The organism is Undibacterium sp. GW821-FHT11B02 (genome assembly GCF_058808955.1).
The window spans coordinates 291119-309347 of record NZ_JBXASD010000005.1 but is presented as its reverse complement, the minus strand read 5'-3'; the positions used below and the strand labels follow the sequence as shown (position 1 = coordinate 309347).

The following is an 18229-nucleotide window of genomic DNA, read 5'->3' as shown; positions in this document are numbered from 1 at the left end:
ATCGGCCATATAAACTGTATTTAAAGCTTACAACTCAATCAACAACGATATCACTAGCGGAATTATAAATGGACATTTCAGAACTGCTGGCGTTCTCCGTCAAGAACAATGCCTCCGATTTACACTTATCTTCCGGCTTACCGCCCATGATACGGGTACATGGTGATGTCAGGCGCATCAATTTACCGCCTCTGGAACATAAAGATGTCCATGAGTTGATTTATGACATCATGAACGACTCGCAGCGCAAAGCCTATGAAGAAACGCTGGAGTGTGACTTTTCTTTCTCTATCCCCGGTCTGGCACGCTTCCGTGTGAATGCGTTTAATCAGGAACGTGGTCCCGCAGCTGTCATGCGTACCATTCCATCCAAGATCCTGTCGCTGGAACAATTGAATGCACCACGCATTTTTGCGGATCTGGCATTAAAGCCACGCGGCCTGGTGCTGGTAACCGGCCCAACCGGTTCCGGCAAATCGACGACGCTGGCCGGGATGGTCAACCACCTCAATGAAAATGAATATGGCCACATCCTGACCGTTGAAGACCCGATCGAATTTGTGCATGAATCCAAAAAATGCCTGATCAACCAGCGTGAAGTCGGCCCGCACACCATGTCTTTCAACAACGCGCTGCGTTCAGCACTGCGTGAAGATCCGGATGCTATCCTGGTAGGTGAGTTGCGTGATCTGGAAACCATACGCCTGGCATTGACAGCTGCCGAAACCGGTCACTTGGTGTTTGGTACACTGCATACATCGTCCGCAGCAAAAACCATCGATCGTATTGTCGACGTTTTCCCGGCAGAAGAAAAAGAGATGGTGCGTTCGATGTTATCTGAATCCTTGCAGGCTGTCATTTCGCAAACCCTGCTCAAGACCAAAGATGGTTCTGGTCGTGTGGCAGCCCATGAAATCATGATAGGTACACCAGCGATCCGCAATCTGATACGTGAAGCAAAAGTGGCGCAGATGTATTCGGCAATACAAACCGGTAACAATGTCGGTATGCAGACACTGGACCAGAATCTGACAGATCTGGTCCGCAGAAATGTGATCTCTGTTGGTGCCGCACGCTTTGCAGCTAAAATCCCGGAAAACTTCCCCGGTTAACTGATTACAGGACGACATACACATGGAACGCGACCAGGCTACCAAATTCATGCACGATTTGCTCAGGCTGATGCTGAGCAAAAACGGCTCTGACTTGTTTATTACTGCTGATTTTCCTCCGGCCTTCAAAATAGATGGCCGCGTCACCCCGGTTTCCAACCAGCCTTTGTCACCGGCACACACTGTCGATCTGGCGCGTGCCATCATGAACGACAAGCAGTCGGCAGAATTTGAATCGAGCAAGGAATGTAATTTCGCGATCAGTCCGGCAGGCATGGGACGTTTTCGCGTTTCCGCATTCATGCAACAGGGTCGTGTCGGTCTGGTATTGCGGACGATTACGACTGCCATCCCCAAACTGGAAGACTTGGGCCTGCCGGCGAACCTCAAAGAAATTGCCATGACCAAACGCGGTCTGGTCATCATGGTAGGTGCGACCGGTTCAGGTAAATCAACCTCGCTGGCAGCCATGCTGGGCTACCGGAATGCCAATAGCTATGGCCACATTATTACTATCGAAGACCCGATAGAATATGTGCATCCGCATATGAACTGCATCATCACCCAGCGTGAAGTCGGCATTGATACCCAGGACTGGGGTGCAGCACTGAAAAATTCCTTGCGTCAAGCCCCTGATGTCATCCAGATTGGTGAGATACGTGACCGCGAAACCATGGATTTTGCGGTGGCATTTGCAGAAACTGGCCATCTTTGCCTGGCTACCCTGCATGCAAACAGTTCCAACCAGGCGCTGGACCGTATCATCAACTTTTTCCCTGAAGAGCGCCGTGCCCAGTTGCTGATGGATTTATCTTTGAACCTGAAGGCCGTTATTTCCCAGCGTCTGATACCGCTGAAGGGTCGCAAGGGCCGTGCAGCAGCAGTTGAAATCATGCTCAACACACCTTTGGTTTCTGACCTGATCTTTAAAGGCCAGGTTCATGAGCTCAAGGAAATCATGAAGAAATCTCGTGAACTGGGCATGCAAACCTTTGATCAATCGCTGTTTGATTTGCATGAAGCAGACCAGATCACCTATGAAGATGCCTTGCGCAATGCTGACTCTGTCAATGAGCTGCGTCTGGCCATCATGTTGCAAGGCAAGGATGCCAAGGACCGTGACCTGACTGCAGGGACCAAACATCTGGGGATAGTATGAGCGCACTCGAATTCAATGCCAATAATCTGCAGGGTCAGCCAGTTGATCTGAAACAGTATGCAGGCAAGGTCGTGCTGATCGTCAATACGGCCAGTAATTGTGGCTTTACGCCGCAATACAAGGGACTGGAATCCATCTACCAGCAGTTCAGGGACAAGGGTGTGGAAGTACTGGGGTTTCCCTGCAATCAGTTCGGCCATCAGGAACCAGGTTCTGCCGGAGAGATCGGGGCATTTTGTGAAAAGAATTACGGTGTTACCTTTCCCCTGTTTGACAAGATTGATGTGAATGGCGATAAAGCACACCCCTTGTTCAAGCATTTGAAATCTCAGGCCCCCGGCTTGCTGGGCAGCCAGTCCATCAAATGGAATTTCACCAAGTTCCTGGTTAAAAAAGATGGCAGCGTGTTCAAGCGCTACGCACCACAGACATCACCACAAGATTTGATCAATGACATAGAGAAATTACTTGCCGAGTAATTCCGCTAGTTGATGGTACATGCCTGCAGTGCAGACTGATGTCTGCACTGCAGTCAATATACTTCCTCACTCTACTGACGGCTGTTCCATGCGGGAAAGCGCCAGCATCTGGTCCAGCAATTCCACCCAATGAGCAACCGGCATTCCGGTGCCAGACTGCAAATGGGTGATGCATCCTATATTCGCTGACAAAATCATCTGTGGCTCTGTTGCCAGCAGATTGCCCAGTTTGTTGTCGCGTAACTGATACGATAAAGTCGGTTGCAATACCGAATAAGTACCGGCAGAACCACAACACAAATGGCTGTCGGCACATAGCTGCACATCAACACCCAAGGCCGTCAGCAAACCTTCTACCTTGCCGCGTATCTGCTGGCCATGCTGCAGCGTGCAGGGCGGATGCCAGGCAATACGCTTGCTGATCTTGCCTTGCAAACGACGCACCAGCTCGTCCTGAAACAAAGGCAATATTTCACTCAGATCTTGCGTCAGCGCAGAGACTTTCTTCGCCTTGTCAGCATAGCTTGCGTCATGCGCTAGCAAATGTGCGTACTCCTTGACGGTTGCACCACAGCCAGATGCAGTCATAACGATAGCTTCCGTCCCCGCTTCTACATATGGCCACCATGCATCGATATTGCGGCGCATGTCATCCAGACCATCTTCCTGCGCATTCAGGTGATAGCGTATGGCTCCACAGCAGCCTGCCTTCGGTGCTATCTGCAATTGCACGCCCAGCGCATCCAGCACGCGGGCGGTGGCGGCATTGATATTTGGCGACATGGACGGTTGCACGCAACCATCCAGTAACAGCATCTTGCGCGCATGTTCAGTCTGCGGCCAAACCCCGGACTCTTGCGCTACCGGTATTTTATTTTGCAAAACACGCGGCAACAGAGGGCGCAGGCTTTGCCCCATTTTCATGGCAGGCGCAAACAACCATTTACGCGGCAACAACTGCTTCAAGGCGGTACGACTGATACGTTGAACCAGGGGGCGGCTGACTTGTTGTTCAACCACCTGCCGACCAATATCCACCAGGCGACCATACTGCACCCCTGATGGACAGGTAGTTTCGCAGTTGCGGCAGGTCAGGCAGCGATCCAGATGTTGTTGTGTCTTGAGTGTTGCGGGCTTGCCTTCCAGTACCTGCTTGATGAGATAAATGCGGCCACGCGGCCCATCCAGCTCATCTCCCAGTAATTGATAAGTAGGACAGGTAGCTGTGCAAAATCCGCAATGCACACATTTACGTAAAATGTCTTCGGCTTCCTTACCTTCGCGGGTATCTTTGATGAAATCAGCGAGATTGGTTTGCATAATCGTTCAAAATCCTTTGTACATGCGACCAGGATTGAATATCCCGACTGGATCAAATACGGTTTTAAGTCGTTGGTGAATTTTTTCAAGAGGAGCGGACAAGGGGGCAAACACACCCAGACTTTTGTCGCCACCACGGAACAGACAGGCATGTCCGCCAGCTGCCAGTGCATTCAGGCGTATCAGCTCTGGCTTTTCATTACTGTACAGCCAGCGCTGTGCCCCACCCCATTCGATCATCGATTTACCGCTCAAACGTAGAGGTGGTGCTGTCGACGGCAAAGACAGTCGCCACAGACCTTGTTCTTCATCCTGCACAAAAAAATCGTGCGTCTGCTCACGCAGGCTGATCCAGAACTCGCTAGCGTCCTGTACCTCTTCCCCACCCAGCCGGAGTTTGGCCGCACGTACCGCAGCCTCCGCCCCCGACAAACGCAACATCAGACGACCCACATGCCAGCAACTGCCAGAAATCGGTAAGGCCTGCCCTGCCCATTGATTAAGACAGGTGATCGCATCTGCCTCAGACAGAGCAAACACCAGCGTGGTTTCAGCAAACGGACGCGGCAATACCTTGACTGATATATCCAGCAACAAACCCAGGCAGCCCATGGAACCAGTCAGCAAACGCGAGACATCATAGCCCGCTACATTCTTCATGACCTGGCCGCCAAACTCCAATACCTGCCCTTGACCATCCATCAGGCTGGCACCCAGCACAAAATCGCGTACAGCCCCTACTGCAGGCCGCCTGGGGCCAGACAAGCCGGTGGCAACTACTCCGCCGATGGTGGCAGTAGCGCCCCAATGCGGTGGCTCAAACGCCAGCATCTGATTGTGTTCAGCCAGTGCCGCTTCAATTTCTTGTAGGCGGGTGCCGCTGCGCGCTGTCAGCACCAGCTCGGTCGGGTCATATGCCAGAATGCCCTGATAGGCTGTGGTTTCCAGCAACTCACCATTCAGTTCCTGCCCATACCAGCGCTTGCTGCCACCACCCTGGATTTGCAACGCTGTCTGCTGATTGCTGGCAGCAAGTATGCGTTCACGAAAATTTTCTACTATGCTTTGCATGCCATGTTCCGAAATGAATTTTTGACTCTCTTGCAGTCCACTAGAAGCGCGGTAAATCCGGGAACTTCAATACCCCTTTTTTCACATGCATGCGCCCATATTCGGCACACCTGTGCAAGGTAGGAATGGCCTTATCCGGGTTCAATAAAGCGGCAGGATCAAATGCCCGCTTCAATGCCAGAAACGCCGTAATTTCTTCACTGGAAAACTGCACACACATGGAATTGATTTTCTCAATACCGACGCCGTGCTCACCAGTGATGGTGCCACCTACGGTGACGCACAACTCCAGTATCTCGGCACCAAACAGTTCAGCCTGATGGAATTCACCTTCCTTGTTGGCATCAAATAAAATTAGAGGATGCAGGTTGCCATCACCAGCATGAAATACATTGGCGCAGCGCAGGCCATATTTCTTTTCCATCTCGCTGATGCCTATCAATACCCGCGCCAAATGTTTGCGTGGAATGGTGCCGTCCATGCAGTAATAGTCAGGCGATATCCGGCCCGCTGCAGGGAAGGCATTCTTGCGACCAGACCAGAAGCGCAGGCGTTCGGCTTCGCTATTGGAGACAGCCAGTGCAGTGGCACCTGCCTGTTCCAGCACGACGCTCATGCGACCGATTTCTTCTTCCACTTCTTCAATGGTACCGTCCGATTCACACAGCAGAATAGCTTCCGCTTCGGTGTCGTAACCGGCATGCACAAAAGGCTCAACCATGCGCGACGAGGTCTTGTCCATCATCTCCAGCCCGGCAGGGATGATGCCGGCAGCGATCACACTGGCAACCGCATTGCCGCCTTTGACAACATCATCGAACGAAGCCATGATGACGCGTGCCGTCTGTGGCTTGGGTATCAGCCTGACCGTCACTTCGGTGACAATGCCCAGCATGCCTTCGGAACCGATGAACACCGCCAGCAAATCCAGCCCCGGCGCATCCAGTGCGCCACCACCGAGTTCAATGATTTCACCCTCCACGGTGATAGCACGTACCGCCATCACATTGTGTACCGTCAGGCCATATTTCAAGCAATGCACCCCACCGGAATTTTCTGCCACGTTACCGCCTATAGTGCAGGCGATCTGTGACGAAGGGTCGGGCGCATAATACAAACCATGTTTGGCCACTGCCTCGGAAATAGCCAGGTTACGCACGCCCGGCTGCACCACGGCAGTACGGGCATAGGCATCCACCTTCAGGATACGGTTAAGTCTGGCAGTGGACAGCACCAGGCCGTCTGCAATCGGCATGGCACCACCTGACAGGCCAGTCCCTGCGCCGCGCGGTACGATGGCGATCTGCATTTCCCGACAGATGTTGATGATGCTGATGACCTGACTTTCATTCTCAGGCAGTGCCACCGCCATAGGCAACTGACGATACGCGGCCAAACCATCACATTCATAGGGACGGGTATCTTCTTCGTCATGCAAAATACAATGCGCGGGCAATTGCCTGCGCAAAGCTTGCACTAATTCTTGCTGGCGTGAAGAGATGGCAAGTGTAGGTGCTTCCATGCTGGATCCTGTTTGTTAGGACTCATTTCATCAATAGGGATGAGATGAATTACAGATGAGTGTAATCAGCTTTGCTTGTCTTGTGATGAATTGTTCAGAGAAATTCCCGCAAATACTTTTCATTGTACTTCGCGAATATGGCATACATAGCACAGGCAGCATGTCATTGTCGGACCATGCTTGATCACGTTTATTCTGAAAAAACAAAAAAGGACGCCGCAGCGTCCTTTTTCATACTTGCCAAATTTAAGGCAAATCAGGCAGAGAACGAAGAACCGCAGCCACAGGTGGTGGTTGCATTCGGGTTCTTGATCACAAATTGTGCGCCTTCGAGGTCGTCTTTGTAATCGATTTCCGCGCCGACCAAATACTGGTAGCTCATGGAATCGATCAGCAAATGGACTCCATTCTTGGTCATGGTGGTGTCGTCTTCATTAGTGATTTCATCAAAAGTGAAACCATACTGAAAACCAGAGCAACCGCCGCCTTGCACAAACACGCGCAGTTTCAGGTCAGGGTTACCCTCTTCTTCAATCAGCTGGGCTACCTTGGCAGCGGCGCTTTCAGTGAAAACAATGGGTGCGGGCATTTCGGCAACAGCGTTCATAAATTACTCCTTCAAACTATTTACCATCATTATAGACCCGCACAGAAAACTATGCATTGCTCGCTGCGAGTTTCAATACGGGTTCTTGTGCCAGGTCATGCGAAAGCTTGCCGGAAACGACAGCACCACTCAACATTTCCAGAATCTTGTAGTGGACATCGCCGGAAATTTGCGCTTTTGGTTGCAATTCCAACAACTCAGACGAAAAAACTGGTCCATTAATAACACCATTGACAACTATATGTGCCGCACGGACTTCACCATCTATCGTCGCCTGTTCAGAAATAACCAGCATGCTGGAAGAATCCAGGTCAGCAACAACGTTGCCACGTATATGTCCATCAATGCGTAGCCCGCCCTTGAACATCAGGTCACCTTCAATGACGGTGGTTGCGCCAATCAAGCTGTCTATGGTGCTTTTGCTTTTTCGATTAAACATTCTTGCTTCCTCTTCAGGAATAGAGCCAGAACCCGCAGCGTAAGCGATGTACCGGTCGCAGCAGTTTCTTTGCGTGGTTTATAAATTGACCGTTTGCTGAGCACGGATCTGGCCATTTGATAATACCCTGGCCTGCACACCTTTGACCGATGCTCCCTCTGGCAGAGAAATTGTTCCCTCCAGTCGCTGATAATGCCGGAATGACAATTTTAACTTCCCTGCATCGCCCGATTTAGGATCGGGAAACAGCATCGTAGCAGGTTTACCGGCTTGTACCAAGTTCAAGCTGAATTGCATTTCCCCAGCGAAATCCCGCCCTGTCTTCCCCCCCTGCATGACCAAAGCACGATAGCGCAACTGGCCTGGGCTTAACATTTCCACCTTGAAATTTTGCAGGGAAATACCTTCAGCACTTACTGCAGACGGGCTCAGGCTTTCAAAAAAAGCCAGATCATCCTTGAGCTTCAGATTTTCGGCAGTCAATGCCTTGACCTGATCCGTCAATTCTTTCTGCATGGATTTGTCGATGTTAACCTTGCTATCTATGGTATTGGCGGACAGTGACAGCTTGTCGCGCTCAGCGGTCAGTTCCTCTACCTTCTTGTTCAACTGTTCGACTTGCTCTGCACTGATCTTGCTGCCGAAAGCAAAACTTTTACCCAAGTCATACGTCCACCATGCCACCACGGCAGCAATGCCTATCACTACCCCGGCCATGGCCAACTTGATGGACCAGGGTTTTTCATTGGTGATGGTCATTTTCGGCGCCAGATAACGCCGCTGAGCATAACGGGATTTGGTCATGGCCTTTGCTTAAGGCATGACGGGCACATGCATCAGCCCGGTAGTTTCTTCGAGTCCAAACATCAGGTTCATACACTGAACTGCCTGACCTGATGCCCCCTTCACCAGATTATCCTGTACCACCAGAACAATCACGGTCTTACCGTTGTTTGGCCGGTGCAAAGCCAGGCGCAACATATTCGATGCACGGGTAGAGCGGGTTTCAGGATGTGCACCAAACGGCATCACGTCGACAAAAGGCTCATCCTTATAAGCGTCTTCAAACATGGATTGCAGCTGGTCGTTGCTGATCTCAGTATTGAGACGAGCGTACAAGGTCGAATGCATGCCACGTATCATCGGTACCAGATGTGGCGTGAACAACAGGCCAATCGCGTCTTTGCTCAGACGTTGCAACTGTTCCACGGTCTCTGGCGTATGGCGATGGCCAGATACGCCGTAGGCTTTAAAGCTATCGCTGGTCTCAGAAAACAGCAGACCCAGCTCAGCCTTTCTGCCCGCCCCGGAAACACCTGATTTACAATCCGCAATCAAATTGCCTGCATCAATGATACCGGCCTTCAGCAGTGGATAAAAGCCCAGCTGCATGGTGGTCGGATAGCAACCAGGGTTGCCTATCACTCTCGCGGACTTGATGGCTGCCCGATTCAATTCAGGCAAGCCGTAGACAGCTTCTTCCAGTACGTTGGTACAGGTATGCGGGATACCATACCATTTTTCAAATTCCGCCACATTCTTCATGCGGAAATCTGCGGCCAGATCAATCACTTTCACGCCTGCTGCCAGCAATTCTGGTGCCTGCGCCATGGCAACGCCATGCGGTGTCGCAAAAAACACGACGTCACACTCTTTCAGGTTGGCTTTGTCAGGCGAAGAAAAGGCAATATCGACCCTGCCACGCAAGGATGGATACATTTCGGATACCAGCAAACCGTCTTCCTTACGTGAAGTAATTGCCGTAATTCGTGCCTGCGGATGTGATGCCAGTATCCGCAACAGCTCCACACCGGTATAGCCGGTACCACCCACAATGCCTATTTTGATCATGATATTTTCCTTGCAAGCAATTTTGACGCTATTCTAACAGCAGAAGACTGGAACCTGATATTCAGTATAAAACTCGTTACATGTCTGGTATACGCCATCCCACAAAGCAAAAAAGCCGCCCTTCCAGGCGGCCTTCTTGTAACAATTGATTCCAGCGGAAATTAACGCTTGGAGAATTGTTTTGCGCGACGTGCTTTGCGCAGACCGACTTTTTTACGTTCAACTTCGCGAGCATCACGAGTAACGAAGCCAGCTTTGGACAATTCAGATTTCAAAGTTGCATCGTAGTCGATCAGGGCACGAGTGATACCGTGACGAACAGCACCGGATTGGCCGGATTCGCCGCCGCCGTGAACGTTAACCATAATGTCGAATGTTTCGAGATTATTAGTCAGTTCCAGAGGTTGACGGATGACCATCAGGCCAGTTTCACGAGAAAAATACTCGTTTGCTGGTTTGCCGTTGACAACGATCTTGCCGCTGCCGGATTTCAGGAATACGCGAGCAACTGCGCTCTTGCGACGGCCAGTTCCGTAGTTGTAATTACCGATCATGGCTAATCCTTAGATGTCGAGTACTTGTGGTTGCTGAGCTGCGTGCGGATGTGTTGCATCTGCATAGACTTTCAGCTTCTTGATCATTGCATAACCGAGTGGGCCTTTAGGCAACATGCCCTTAACAGCTTTCTCGAGTGCACGACCTGGAAAACGCTCTTGCATTTTCTGGAAATTTGTTTCATAGATACCGCCTGGATAACCAGTGTGACGGTAGTATGTTTTGTTCAGAGCTTTAGTACCAGTCACGCGCAGTTTGCCTGCGTTAACAACAACGATAAAATCGCCTGTGTCTACGTGTGGTGTAAATTCTGGTTTATGCTTGCCGCGTAAACGGAGTGCCACTTCGCTGGCAACACGTCCGAGTACTTTATCTGTCGCGTCAATCACGAACCAGTCGCGCTGAACCTCATGGCCCTTAGCGGAAAAGGTTTTCATGTTGAATCCTAATAAAAGTTAAAAACGCCCTGAATATTCTGTGTTTTTGGTGGTTCTGCCACTCATTTCAGCAGACTCGTCCTTATCACTACCCCCTTGGGCGATCAGGGAGTCGGAAATTATAGTATTTTCAAAGACTTAGTGCAAGGATTGTTTAATTTTTGTGCAGATGGTTTTGTAAAAAGGCAAAAAAAACCCGAAGACTGGCTTCGGGTTGAATCCACCAAAGGAGTAGGTGGAGGAGACAATTGCTTGGAAGTTAAGGTCAAAACAGCATTAACTTACCGATGAGTCAATAATAGGACAAGAAATTGTGCAGTGCAAGGTAATTTGTGGTTTTGACGTAGAAAGTCACATTTTTGCTCGTTAGGCTACAATCTGTAACAAGTGTAATTTCAAGGAGGAAAAATGGAAGCAACCGTACGCTGGACAGGTTTGTCTGGCATGTCTTTTCTGGCAGAGACCGGCTCAGGCCATGCCGTACTGATGGATGGCGCACCCGATGGCGGTGGTCGCAACCTGGCACCAAGGCCGATGGAGATGGTGTTATTGGGTACCGGTGGCTGCAGCGCTTATGATGTGGTACTGATATTGCGTAAAAGCAAACAGGATATCCGTGGCTGCGAGGTCAAGCTGACAGCAGAACGCGCGGACACCGAACCCAAGGTCTTCACCAGGATCAACTTTCACTTCATCGTGCGTGGCCGCCAATTGAAACCCAACCTGGTAGAGCGCGCCATCAAGCTATCGCATGAGAAATACTGTTCAGCATCCATCATGCTGGAAAAAACAGCAGAAATGACGCATAGCTACGAAATTATCGAAGACCTGGATCTGCCTTCAGAGCATCAGTCTGCGGACTGATCCCCAGGGTTTTGCGAGGTTTGTGCTCCCTGCTCATCCGGCCTGCCAAAAATAGTTGTGTAGGTCGGATAAAACGAGCAATACATCACAACCGTCAGTACCAACGACACCGGTATCATCACCAGTAAGCCTATGGCGACCTGGCCAACCACTGCAACGGTAATCATTCCCAATAATATTGGCCCAAAAACACCGATTAACATCCAGGCCAGGCCATACAAGGTAAATGCTGCGCCAGCGCGCTGAACGGCAAAAAAACTGTAAAACACGGCTTTGCCCACCGACATTCCGCCCCAGGCAATCAGGGGTGCGGCAAACCAGAAAGCCATCATGGCTGGCAGATAGGCAAGAGCTGCCGTCAGCATGCCTAAAAACAATTTGTCTTTGGGCAGAGTTTCAGGATCTACAGGTGTTTGTGCAAAAATAAAGTCAAAAAATACGCCGTCATCAGCAAGGCTGGATAAACCTATAGCAAACATTACCGCCAACACATAGAGCAATCCCAGACTCAGCAGACGTAAAAAACCTTCTGAACGAAATCCTGTTAGCAACAAGTTGGGATAAACCCGTTTGTCATCTTCAATTTGCCTACAGGCCTGCATGAAACTCATGGCAAAAACCGGCACCAGTATTAATGGCAGAAATCGTCCTGCAAAGGGAATAAACCCTATCACCAGGCTCAAAAACATATAGGCAAAAAACAGCGTCAGCATTTCAGCCGGCTGTTTGCCAAACAGTGTGAAACCTCGTTTCACCCATCCCCAGCCGGACATGGCATCAACAGCAGCCATCATTGAACCGGTAAAGAAGGAACGCTACCGGATTCTCGTAAACGAAGTATGCGTTCGAAATGGCCAGGATCATGCGGCGTCAGCATTTCGGCGTCCCGTGGTTGATAAAAATCATACAGCCGTGACAGCCAGAAACGCAATGCGGCAGCACGCAACATAGGTTGCCAGGCAATGCCTTCTTCATGGGTGAACGGCCTTACTGCATGATAGGCGTTCACCAGCGCGAGTACACGTTTTTCATCCAGTACACCGGTAGCAACATCGATACACCAGTCATTGACGGTAACAGCCACGTCAAATATCCATGTATCACAGCCAGCAAAATAAAAATCAAAGAAGCCCGTCAGTCGATCACCGTCAAACATCACATTGTTGCGGAACAGGTCAGCATGAATCGGGCCGCGCGGTAAAGCACGGTAGATAGGGGTGCTGTCAAAGGCATCCTGAAAATGCACTTCAGCCCGCAACAGATGCTGTAATTCATCCGATAAGAAAGGCAGGACCTTGGGCGTGGTTTCATGCCACCAGTCCAACGAGCGCAGATTGGGCTGTTGTATGCTGAAGTCCCGTCCCGCCAGATGCATATGTGCCAGCATGGCACCCACTTCGGCACAGTGCTGTGCTTGCGGCTCCATCTGCGAGCGGCCTTCCAGCTTGCTGACGATAGCTGCCGGCTTGCCATGCAGCGCTACTACCAGTTCACCCTGGTCATTGGCAATCGGTGCAGGTACCAGGACACCGTGATCAGCCAGATGGCGCATCAGCTTCAAATAGAATGGCAGTTGTTCGAAATTCAGATTTTCAAAAATCGTCAGAACAAACTCACCTGCTTCAGTATTGATGAAGAAATTGCTGTTTTCAATTCCTGAAGCAATGCCTCTGATGCCCAGCGCTTTGCCAAGCGGGTATTGTGTCATCCAGGGGCCAAGGTCTTCCAGACTTACCGGTGTAAAAACTGCCATGTTATTTAAAAATGAAGGGCGAAAAAAATTTATTTGGTGACAGCAGAACTGGCTGGTGCCGGTTTGGCTGGAGCAGGCGGCAGCACATCTGGCGGACTACCTTCCTTGACTTCTTTCTTGCCACCGAATTCCAGTATGGTCCATTGGGCGGCACGATTAGCGTCCCCCTGCACTGTTCCCTTTGGTGCATTACCATACTCAGGGTCGGCCTTCACTGTATAGTTACTATTTCCAGCCTTGACCTGCACCTCAGTTACTTTACCGCCATTACTGCGCTTTTCTACCACTTTGTTTTTTGGCACAGGCTTGGCAGTTGTCACTCCAGGTTCATTGGCGATTTCTTCCAGTTTTTCCAGTTTTGGTGGTACCGGGTCCACTTTGGATGGCGTTTGTGCCATCGCAGCCACACTCACCAGTAAGACAGCCAGACTGGCCAGCGAGCCAGCGACAATGTTCGATGTTGTTTTCATGATACAGCCCTGTTCAACTAAGTATATGAACATTGTAACAAACCCGGCTTGGACTGACAGAAATATCGGCCATGGGTCTGTTTCAATGCATTAATATCAATGCAGTTATGGTCAGCACCCTGACATTAATAAAAAAAGAGGCGCTGCCTCAAAGACAACGCCTCTTTTATCATCCGTACCAGTCAGACTGTAACCTGACTGACAAAGATATTAGAACTGGTGACGTATGCCAACTGTCAATTCTTTTACGTCAGCGCCTTTAACTGCTGCGCCCACTTTTTGGGAATTGGCATCTTGTGTTGTAGTTGCATACGCTGCATACAGATCAGTACGCTTGGAGAATGTGTATTGATAACCAAGAGCAAACTGTTTGGCATCGCCAACTGTATCTGTTGTAGCAGCAGACAAACGTGTGGAATCTTTGATCTTGGTGTAAGTAGCCAAGACTTTGTTTGCTGTATCAAAAGGAACGGTTACACCCAAAGTAAAGAGCTTTTGATCAACAGCCAAAGCAGCGTCATCGCTCACTTTTTGATAGATCACAACTGGTTTTGCTACGCCGAAGTCGTAGGAAGCAGCCAGTGTGTTGCCTTTACGTGCATTGATTGGGCCGCCAGCCAAAGCTTGACCATTGTCTTTGACGAAAGAGTAACCAACATCCAGACCATTAGCGTTGTAACGCAGATTCAGACCAAGGGAACGGCCAGCAGAATTGTCGCCAGCGGCTTCGCCGAAACCATATTGACCAACAGCAGAGAAACCATTCAGGTTGCCTGGTGTGTAGTAAAAGATCGAATTGCTTGCACGACCGCCGGAGTTGGCATTAGCACCAGCAACTGTTGCTGTACCACCGATGAAGTACAGGTTGGACAGACCGCTACCGCTGTTGATGAAACCAGATGCAAACGGATCAAAGTTGTCGAAGAATTTGAAAGTTGGAGTTTTGTCACGGCCCAGATCTACGGAACCGAAATCGCCAGACAGGCCAACTGTGGAACGGCGACCAAAGGTACGGCCTTGTGCAGAGCTACCGTCATCAACGTTCAGACCCATTTCCAGAACGAAGTTGGCTTTCAGTCCGCTACCGAGGTCTTCAGTACCCTTAAAACCCAGACGGGAACCGTTTTCCTGACCACTCTGGAGCTTGTTGAAACGGCCAGCAACTGTACCGTTGTCCAGACTTTGGAAGCCAGCGTCAACAATACCGTAAACAGTAACGGAAGATTGAGCAAACGCTGCACCGGAGAAAGCACTCATCAGAGCAAGTGCGAGGAATGATTTTTTCATTATCTAGTTTCCAAAAATGAATGTTAAGTTTTCACCAATTGATTTCAAGCACGGTAAAAACAGAATTACAGGTGTTTTACAGCCTTGAATCGGTAAGAGATCCAATGACAAGCGGCACGATACCTGTGGAAAGTGACAACTTGATGAATTCGGCGTGTCTAAAAGGCTACACTTTATACAAGTCTACCTTAAAAGAACACAATGGAAATCTTATTTGCATATGCAAAATAAATTGAAGTAAATTTCACGCAAGTCATGTGTTACAAGAAGAAATTTAACAATTTGCTGCAAAGCATCAATTATATATGGTCGACAAAAAGGATTTCAAGTAACTGACTCAAAATTTATTTATTAGTTATCAAATAAATAAATCCCTTCAATTAGCCTACCGTTTCCCATGCATTCTGGTTTTGCGCCGTCATGGCTCGCCAGTAGGCACGTCCGGTGTACCACATAATAGCTGCAATCGTCGTACATGCCAGTTGTCCCAGGGCCAGGGTCAATACTGAATGATCCAGTGCCGGAGCCGCCACACCTGCAATGACAGCGCCAAGCAAGGTCACGGTCGCTGACTGGCACGAAGCAACGATGCCTCTGATATTAGGAAACAAATCCAGAACCAGCAAGGTTGCCCCTGGTGCGACTAGGGACATTCCAAAAGTATAAAAAAACAAAGGCGTTACCGACCATAACAATATGGGGGGTGAGAAAAAATGGAACACCACGTTAAATAAGGCTGCCCCCAGCAAGAAGCAAAACCCTATACTGACCTGTTTCCAGACTGTCATTTTCCCGGCCAGGCGATTAGCCGTCAGTGCGCCAAAGAAAATCCCCCCCACAGAAGGCACAAACTGCCAGCCAAACTGATCTGGCCCCAGATGCAAATGCTGGGTAATAAAAGCTGGTGCTGCCGACACATACAAAAAAAGGCCCGCAAAATTAAAGGCAATGGTACCCGCCTTCAAGTGAAAAAGTGGTGATTTGAAGACCTTTTTATAACTTTCCCAAAGAAATTCTGCACTAAAAGGTTGTCGTTTATCCAGCGGTAGTGACTCAGGCAAATATTTGTAACAAGCCCACCACAAAACGATAGTGTAGCCAAATAACAACAGAAAAATGGCACGCCAACTCGCAAAGCCAACTACCCAGCCACCTAAAATCGGAGCGATTGCAGGGGCAATAGAAAAAATCATGGTCACCAGGGATAACAGACGCTCCGCCGGTGCGCCAGCATACAAATCACGAATGATGGCTCGCCCCACCACCATGCCGGCACCGGCAGACACGCCCTGCAAAATACGAAACCCCCACAGGTAATGAATGGTGTGCACGGAAGCACAACCAAAGCTTGCCACAGCAAATACCGCCAGCGCCACCAGAATCACATTGCGTCGACCGAAGGCGTCAGACAAGGCCCCATGCCACAAAGTCATGACAGCAAACGAAAGCATATAGGCGGTCAGAGTTTGCTGTACTTCCAGCGCGCTGGCGTGCAGGGTTACCTGGATATTCGGGAAGGCCGGTAAATAGGTATCAATCGAAAAAGGACCCAACATGGCCAGGGCAGCCAATAAGGTCGCCAGGCCAGCAATACTGATCTTGGTTGCAGAGGACATAGTTATTATTCAGGTTTCACGCCATTCGGGTGGCAAACCCGGATAGCTGTGTTGGATGCTTCTTTGTAAGCAGAATATGCCGGGCCAGACCACGCCCGGACATTTAGATTCCGCCCATGCACAGGTACTTCATTTCCAAGTATTCATCCATGCCATATTTGGAACCTTCACGCCCCAGGCCGGATTGTTTGACGCCGCCAAAAGGCGCCACTTCATTCGAAATCAGGCCGGTATTGATACCTACCATACCGTATTCAAGTTTTTCAGCAACCCGCCAGACGCGCCCAATGTCACGTGAGTAAAAATACGAAGCCAGACCAAAATCAGTATTATTGGCAGCAGCCACGGCTTCTTCTTCAGTCTTGAACTTGACGACGGCAGCCACCGGGCCGAAAGTTTCTTCATTCATGATCAACATGCCGGATGTGACATTCGACAATACAGTTGGTTCATAAAAAAGTTTCCCGGATTCAAGTAACTTACCACCGGCCTGCAAGCTTGCCCCTTGCTTCAGCGCATCTGCAACATGTTCTTCCACCTTGGCTACGGCCTGTGCATCTATCATCGGCCCTTGGTTGATACCAGTCGCAAAACCATCACCCACCTTGATTTTTTTGGCACCAGCTGCCAGCTTTTCCACGAAAGCATCATAAATTGATTCATGCGCATAAAAACGGTTGGTACAGACACAGGTCTGACCAGAATTACGGAATTTCGACTGCAGTGCACCTTCAACGGCAGCATCCAGATCGGCATCTTCAAATACGATAAAAGGTGCATGACCGCCCAGTTCCAGCGCCAGCTTTTTCACCGTCTGCGCCGATTGCCGCATCAGGATACGACCAACAGGTGTTGAACCGGTGAAGGACAAATGCCGGACTACAGGGCTGTCGCACAATACCTTGCCGACAGCGATGGATTGCTCAGAATCCGCCGTGATAATATTGATGATACCAGCAGGAATACCGGCGCGGTGCGCCAGTTCAGCCATGGCCAATGCAGATAAGGGTGTCTGTTCTGCAGGTTTGATGACAATGGAACAACCGGCAGCGACTGCTGGTGCCACCTTGCGCGTAATCATGGCAATAGGGAAATTCCATGGCGTGATCGATGCACAGACGCCGATGGGCTGCTTCAAGACCACCATGCGCTTATCGCTCCAGGTGGAAGCCATGACATCACCAGATACCCGTTTGGCTTCTTCAGCAAACCATTCTATGAAGCTGGCACCATAGATGACTTCGCCCTTGGCTTCTGCCAGCGGTTTACCCTGCTCTGCCGTCATGATGGCGGCCAGGTCATCAGCATTCTCTATCATCAGGTCAAACCATTTGCGCATGAGATTGGCGCGTTCCTTACCGGTCTTTGCAGCCCACAGCGGGAAAGCAACTTGCGCTGCCTTGATGGCGACTTCGGTATGACTGGCATCCAGATTTGGCACCGAACCCAATATTGCCAATGTGGAAGGATTGTTCACTTCAAAACTGCTTGTACCTGTGACCCACTCACCATTGATATAGGCGCGATCACGTAACAAGGATGGGTCTTTCAAATTCAATTGCTTAGCTATTGCTTCTTGTGACATCAGAGTATCTCCACTTTTTGCAAACGACAGGAATGCCCGTAAGCCTAAAGCAAAATGGCCAGGTCTGCTGAGACGTGGCCATTTTGCATAAACATCACAATA

At 49.9% G+C, this 18229-nt stretch carries 19 protein-coding genes; 4 read left to right on the top strand and 15 right to left on the bottom strand.

Annotation, left to right across the window (positions count from 1 at the left end):
* Positions 1-68 precede the first annotated feature (68 nt).
* Genes AC1RVX_RS12575 through AC1RVX_RS12565 form a run of 3 tightly spaced genes read left to right on the top strand, consistent with a single transcriptional unit; the run spans position 69 to position 2750 of the window.
* A complete protein-coding gene (locus AC1RVX_RS12575) occupies positions 69-1112 on the top strand; it encodes a type IV pilus twitching motility protein PilT (protein ID WP_493216927.1) in 1044 nt (347 codons plus the stop codon).
* A gap of 22 nt (positions 1113-1134) precedes the next feature.
* Entirely contained in the window at positions 1135-2271 is a 1137-nt protein-coding gene (locus tag AC1RVX_RS12570; RefSeq protein WP_493216926.1) for a PilT/PilU family type 4a pilus ATPase, read from the top strand.
* Positions 2268-2750 carry a glutathione peroxidase gene (locus AC1RVX_RS12565; RefSeq protein WP_493216925.1) on the top strand — a complete coding sequence of 161 codons (483 nt, stop codon included), beginning with the start codon at positions 2268-2270 and terminating at the stop codon, positions 2748-2750. The genes AC1RVX_RS12570 and AC1RVX_RS12565 overlap by 4 nt, the downstream gene beginning before the upstream one ends.
* 66 nt (positions 2751-2816) lie before the next feature.
* Here AC1RVX_RS12565 and glcF read toward each other — a convergent pair whose 3' ends face one another.
* The 9 genes from glcF to rplM all read right to left on the bottom strand — a co-directional run bounded on the left by glcF (position 2817) and on the right by rplM (position 10552).
* Positions 2817-4070: a glycolate oxidase subunit GlcF gene (gene glcF / locus AC1RVX_RS12560; protein WP_493216924.1), complete on the bottom strand. Its 1254-nt coding sequence runs from the start codon at positions 4068-4070 to the stop codon at positions 2817-2819.
* A gap of 6 nt (positions 4071-4076) precedes the next feature.
* Positions 4077-5141, bottom strand: a complete 1065-nt coding sequence (gene glcE / locus AC1RVX_RS12555; protein WP_493216923.1) for a glycolate oxidase subunit GlcE — start codon at positions 5139-5141, stop codon at positions 4077-4079.
* 40 nt (positions 5142-5181) lie between these two features.
* Positions 5182-6663 (bottom strand): FAD-linked oxidase C-terminal domain-containing protein, encoded by a 1482-nt coding sequence (locus AC1RVX_RS12550; protein ID WP_493216922.1) that lies wholly within the window; start codon positions 6661-6663, stop codon positions 5182-5184.
* Positions 6664-6919: 256 nt separating this feature from the next.
* A complete protein-coding gene (erpA, locus tag AC1RVX_RS12545) occupies positions 6920-7270 on the bottom strand; it encodes an iron-sulfur cluster insertion protein ErpA (RefSeq protein ID WP_110255173.1) in 351 nt (116 codons plus the stop codon).
* Between the two features lie 49 nt (positions 7271-7319).
* A complete protein-coding gene (locus AC1RVX_RS12540; RefSeq protein ID WP_493216921.1) occupies positions 7320-7709 on the bottom strand; it encodes a bactofilin family protein in 390 nt (129 codons plus the stop codon).
* Between the two features lie 78 nt (positions 7710-7787).
* Positions 7788-8513: a DUF6776 family protein gene (locus AC1RVX_RS12535; protein ID WP_493216920.1), complete on the bottom strand. Its 726-nt coding sequence runs from the start codon at positions 8511-8513 to the stop codon at positions 7788-7790.
* A gap of 9 nt (positions 8514-8522) precedes the next feature.
* Positions 8523-9560 (bottom strand): N-acetyl-gamma-glutamyl-phosphate reductase, encoded by a 1038-nt coding sequence (gene argC / locus AC1RVX_RS12530; protein WP_493216919.1) that lies wholly within the window; start codon positions 9558-9560, stop codon positions 8523-8525.
* A gap of 161 nt (positions 9561-9721) precedes the next feature.
* Positions 9722-10114, bottom strand: a complete 393-nt coding sequence (gene rpsI, locus AC1RVX_RS12525) for a 30S ribosomal protein S9 (RefSeq protein ID WP_162039944.1) — start codon at positions 10112-10114, stop codon at positions 9722-9724.
* A 9-nt stretch (positions 10115-10123) separates the two neighbouring features.
* Positions 10124-10552: a 50S ribosomal protein L13 gene (rplM, locus tag AC1RVX_RS12520; RefSeq protein WP_110255178.1), complete on the bottom strand. Its 429-nt coding sequence runs from the start codon at positions 10550-10552 to the stop codon at positions 10124-10126.
* A gap of 408 nt (positions 10553-10960) precedes the next feature.
* On the opposite strand from rplM, the gene AC1RVX_RS12515 reads away from it, so the two are divergent.
* Positions 10961-11416 (top strand): OsmC family protein, encoded by a 456-nt coding sequence (locus AC1RVX_RS12515; protein WP_493216918.1) that lies wholly within the window; start codon positions 10961-10963, stop codon positions 11414-11416.
* On the opposite strand, the gene AC1RVX_RS12510 is transcribed toward AC1RVX_RS12515, so the two are convergent.
* The 6 genes from AC1RVX_RS12510 to AC1RVX_RS12485 form a co-directional block, all read right to left on the bottom strand.
* On the bottom strand, positions 11401-12207 hold the full coding sequence (locus AC1RVX_RS12510) for a BPSS1780 family membrane protein (RefSeq protein ID WP_493217115.1): 807 nt from the start codon (positions 12205-12207) through the stop codon (positions 11401-11403). The two genes, AC1RVX_RS12515 and AC1RVX_RS12510, sit on opposite strands and share 16 nt — an antisense overlap.
* Positions 12207-13169 (bottom strand): homoserine kinase, encoded by a 963-nt coding sequence (locus AC1RVX_RS12505; protein WP_493216917.1) that lies wholly within the window; start codon positions 13167-13169, stop codon positions 12207-12209. Before AC1RVX_RS12505 ends, AC1RVX_RS12510 begins: the two co-directional genes overlap by 1 nt.
* A gap of 29 nt (positions 13170-13198) precedes the next feature.
* Entirely contained in the window at positions 13199-13639 is a 441-nt protein-coding gene (locus AC1RVX_RS12500) for a hypothetical protein (protein WP_493216916.1), read from the bottom strand.
* A gap of 210 nt (positions 13640-13849) precedes the next feature.
* Positions 13850-14926 carry a porin gene (locus AC1RVX_RS12495; RefSeq protein WP_493216915.1) on the bottom strand — a complete coding sequence of 359 codons (1077 nt, stop codon included), beginning with the start codon at positions 14924-14926 and terminating at the stop codon, positions 13850-13852.
* Positions 14927-15306: 380 nt separating this feature from the next.
* A complete protein-coding gene (locus tag AC1RVX_RS12490) occupies positions 15307-16542 on the bottom strand; it encodes a multidrug effflux MFS transporter (protein WP_493216914.1) in 1236 nt (411 codons plus the stop codon).
* 103 nt (positions 16543-16645) lie between these two features.
* A complete protein-coding gene (locus AC1RVX_RS12485) occupies positions 16646-18127 on the bottom strand; it encodes an NAD-dependent succinate-semialdehyde dehydrogenase (protein ID WP_493216913.1) in 1482 nt (493 codons plus the stop codon).
* Positions 18128-18229 lie beyond the last annotated feature (102 nt).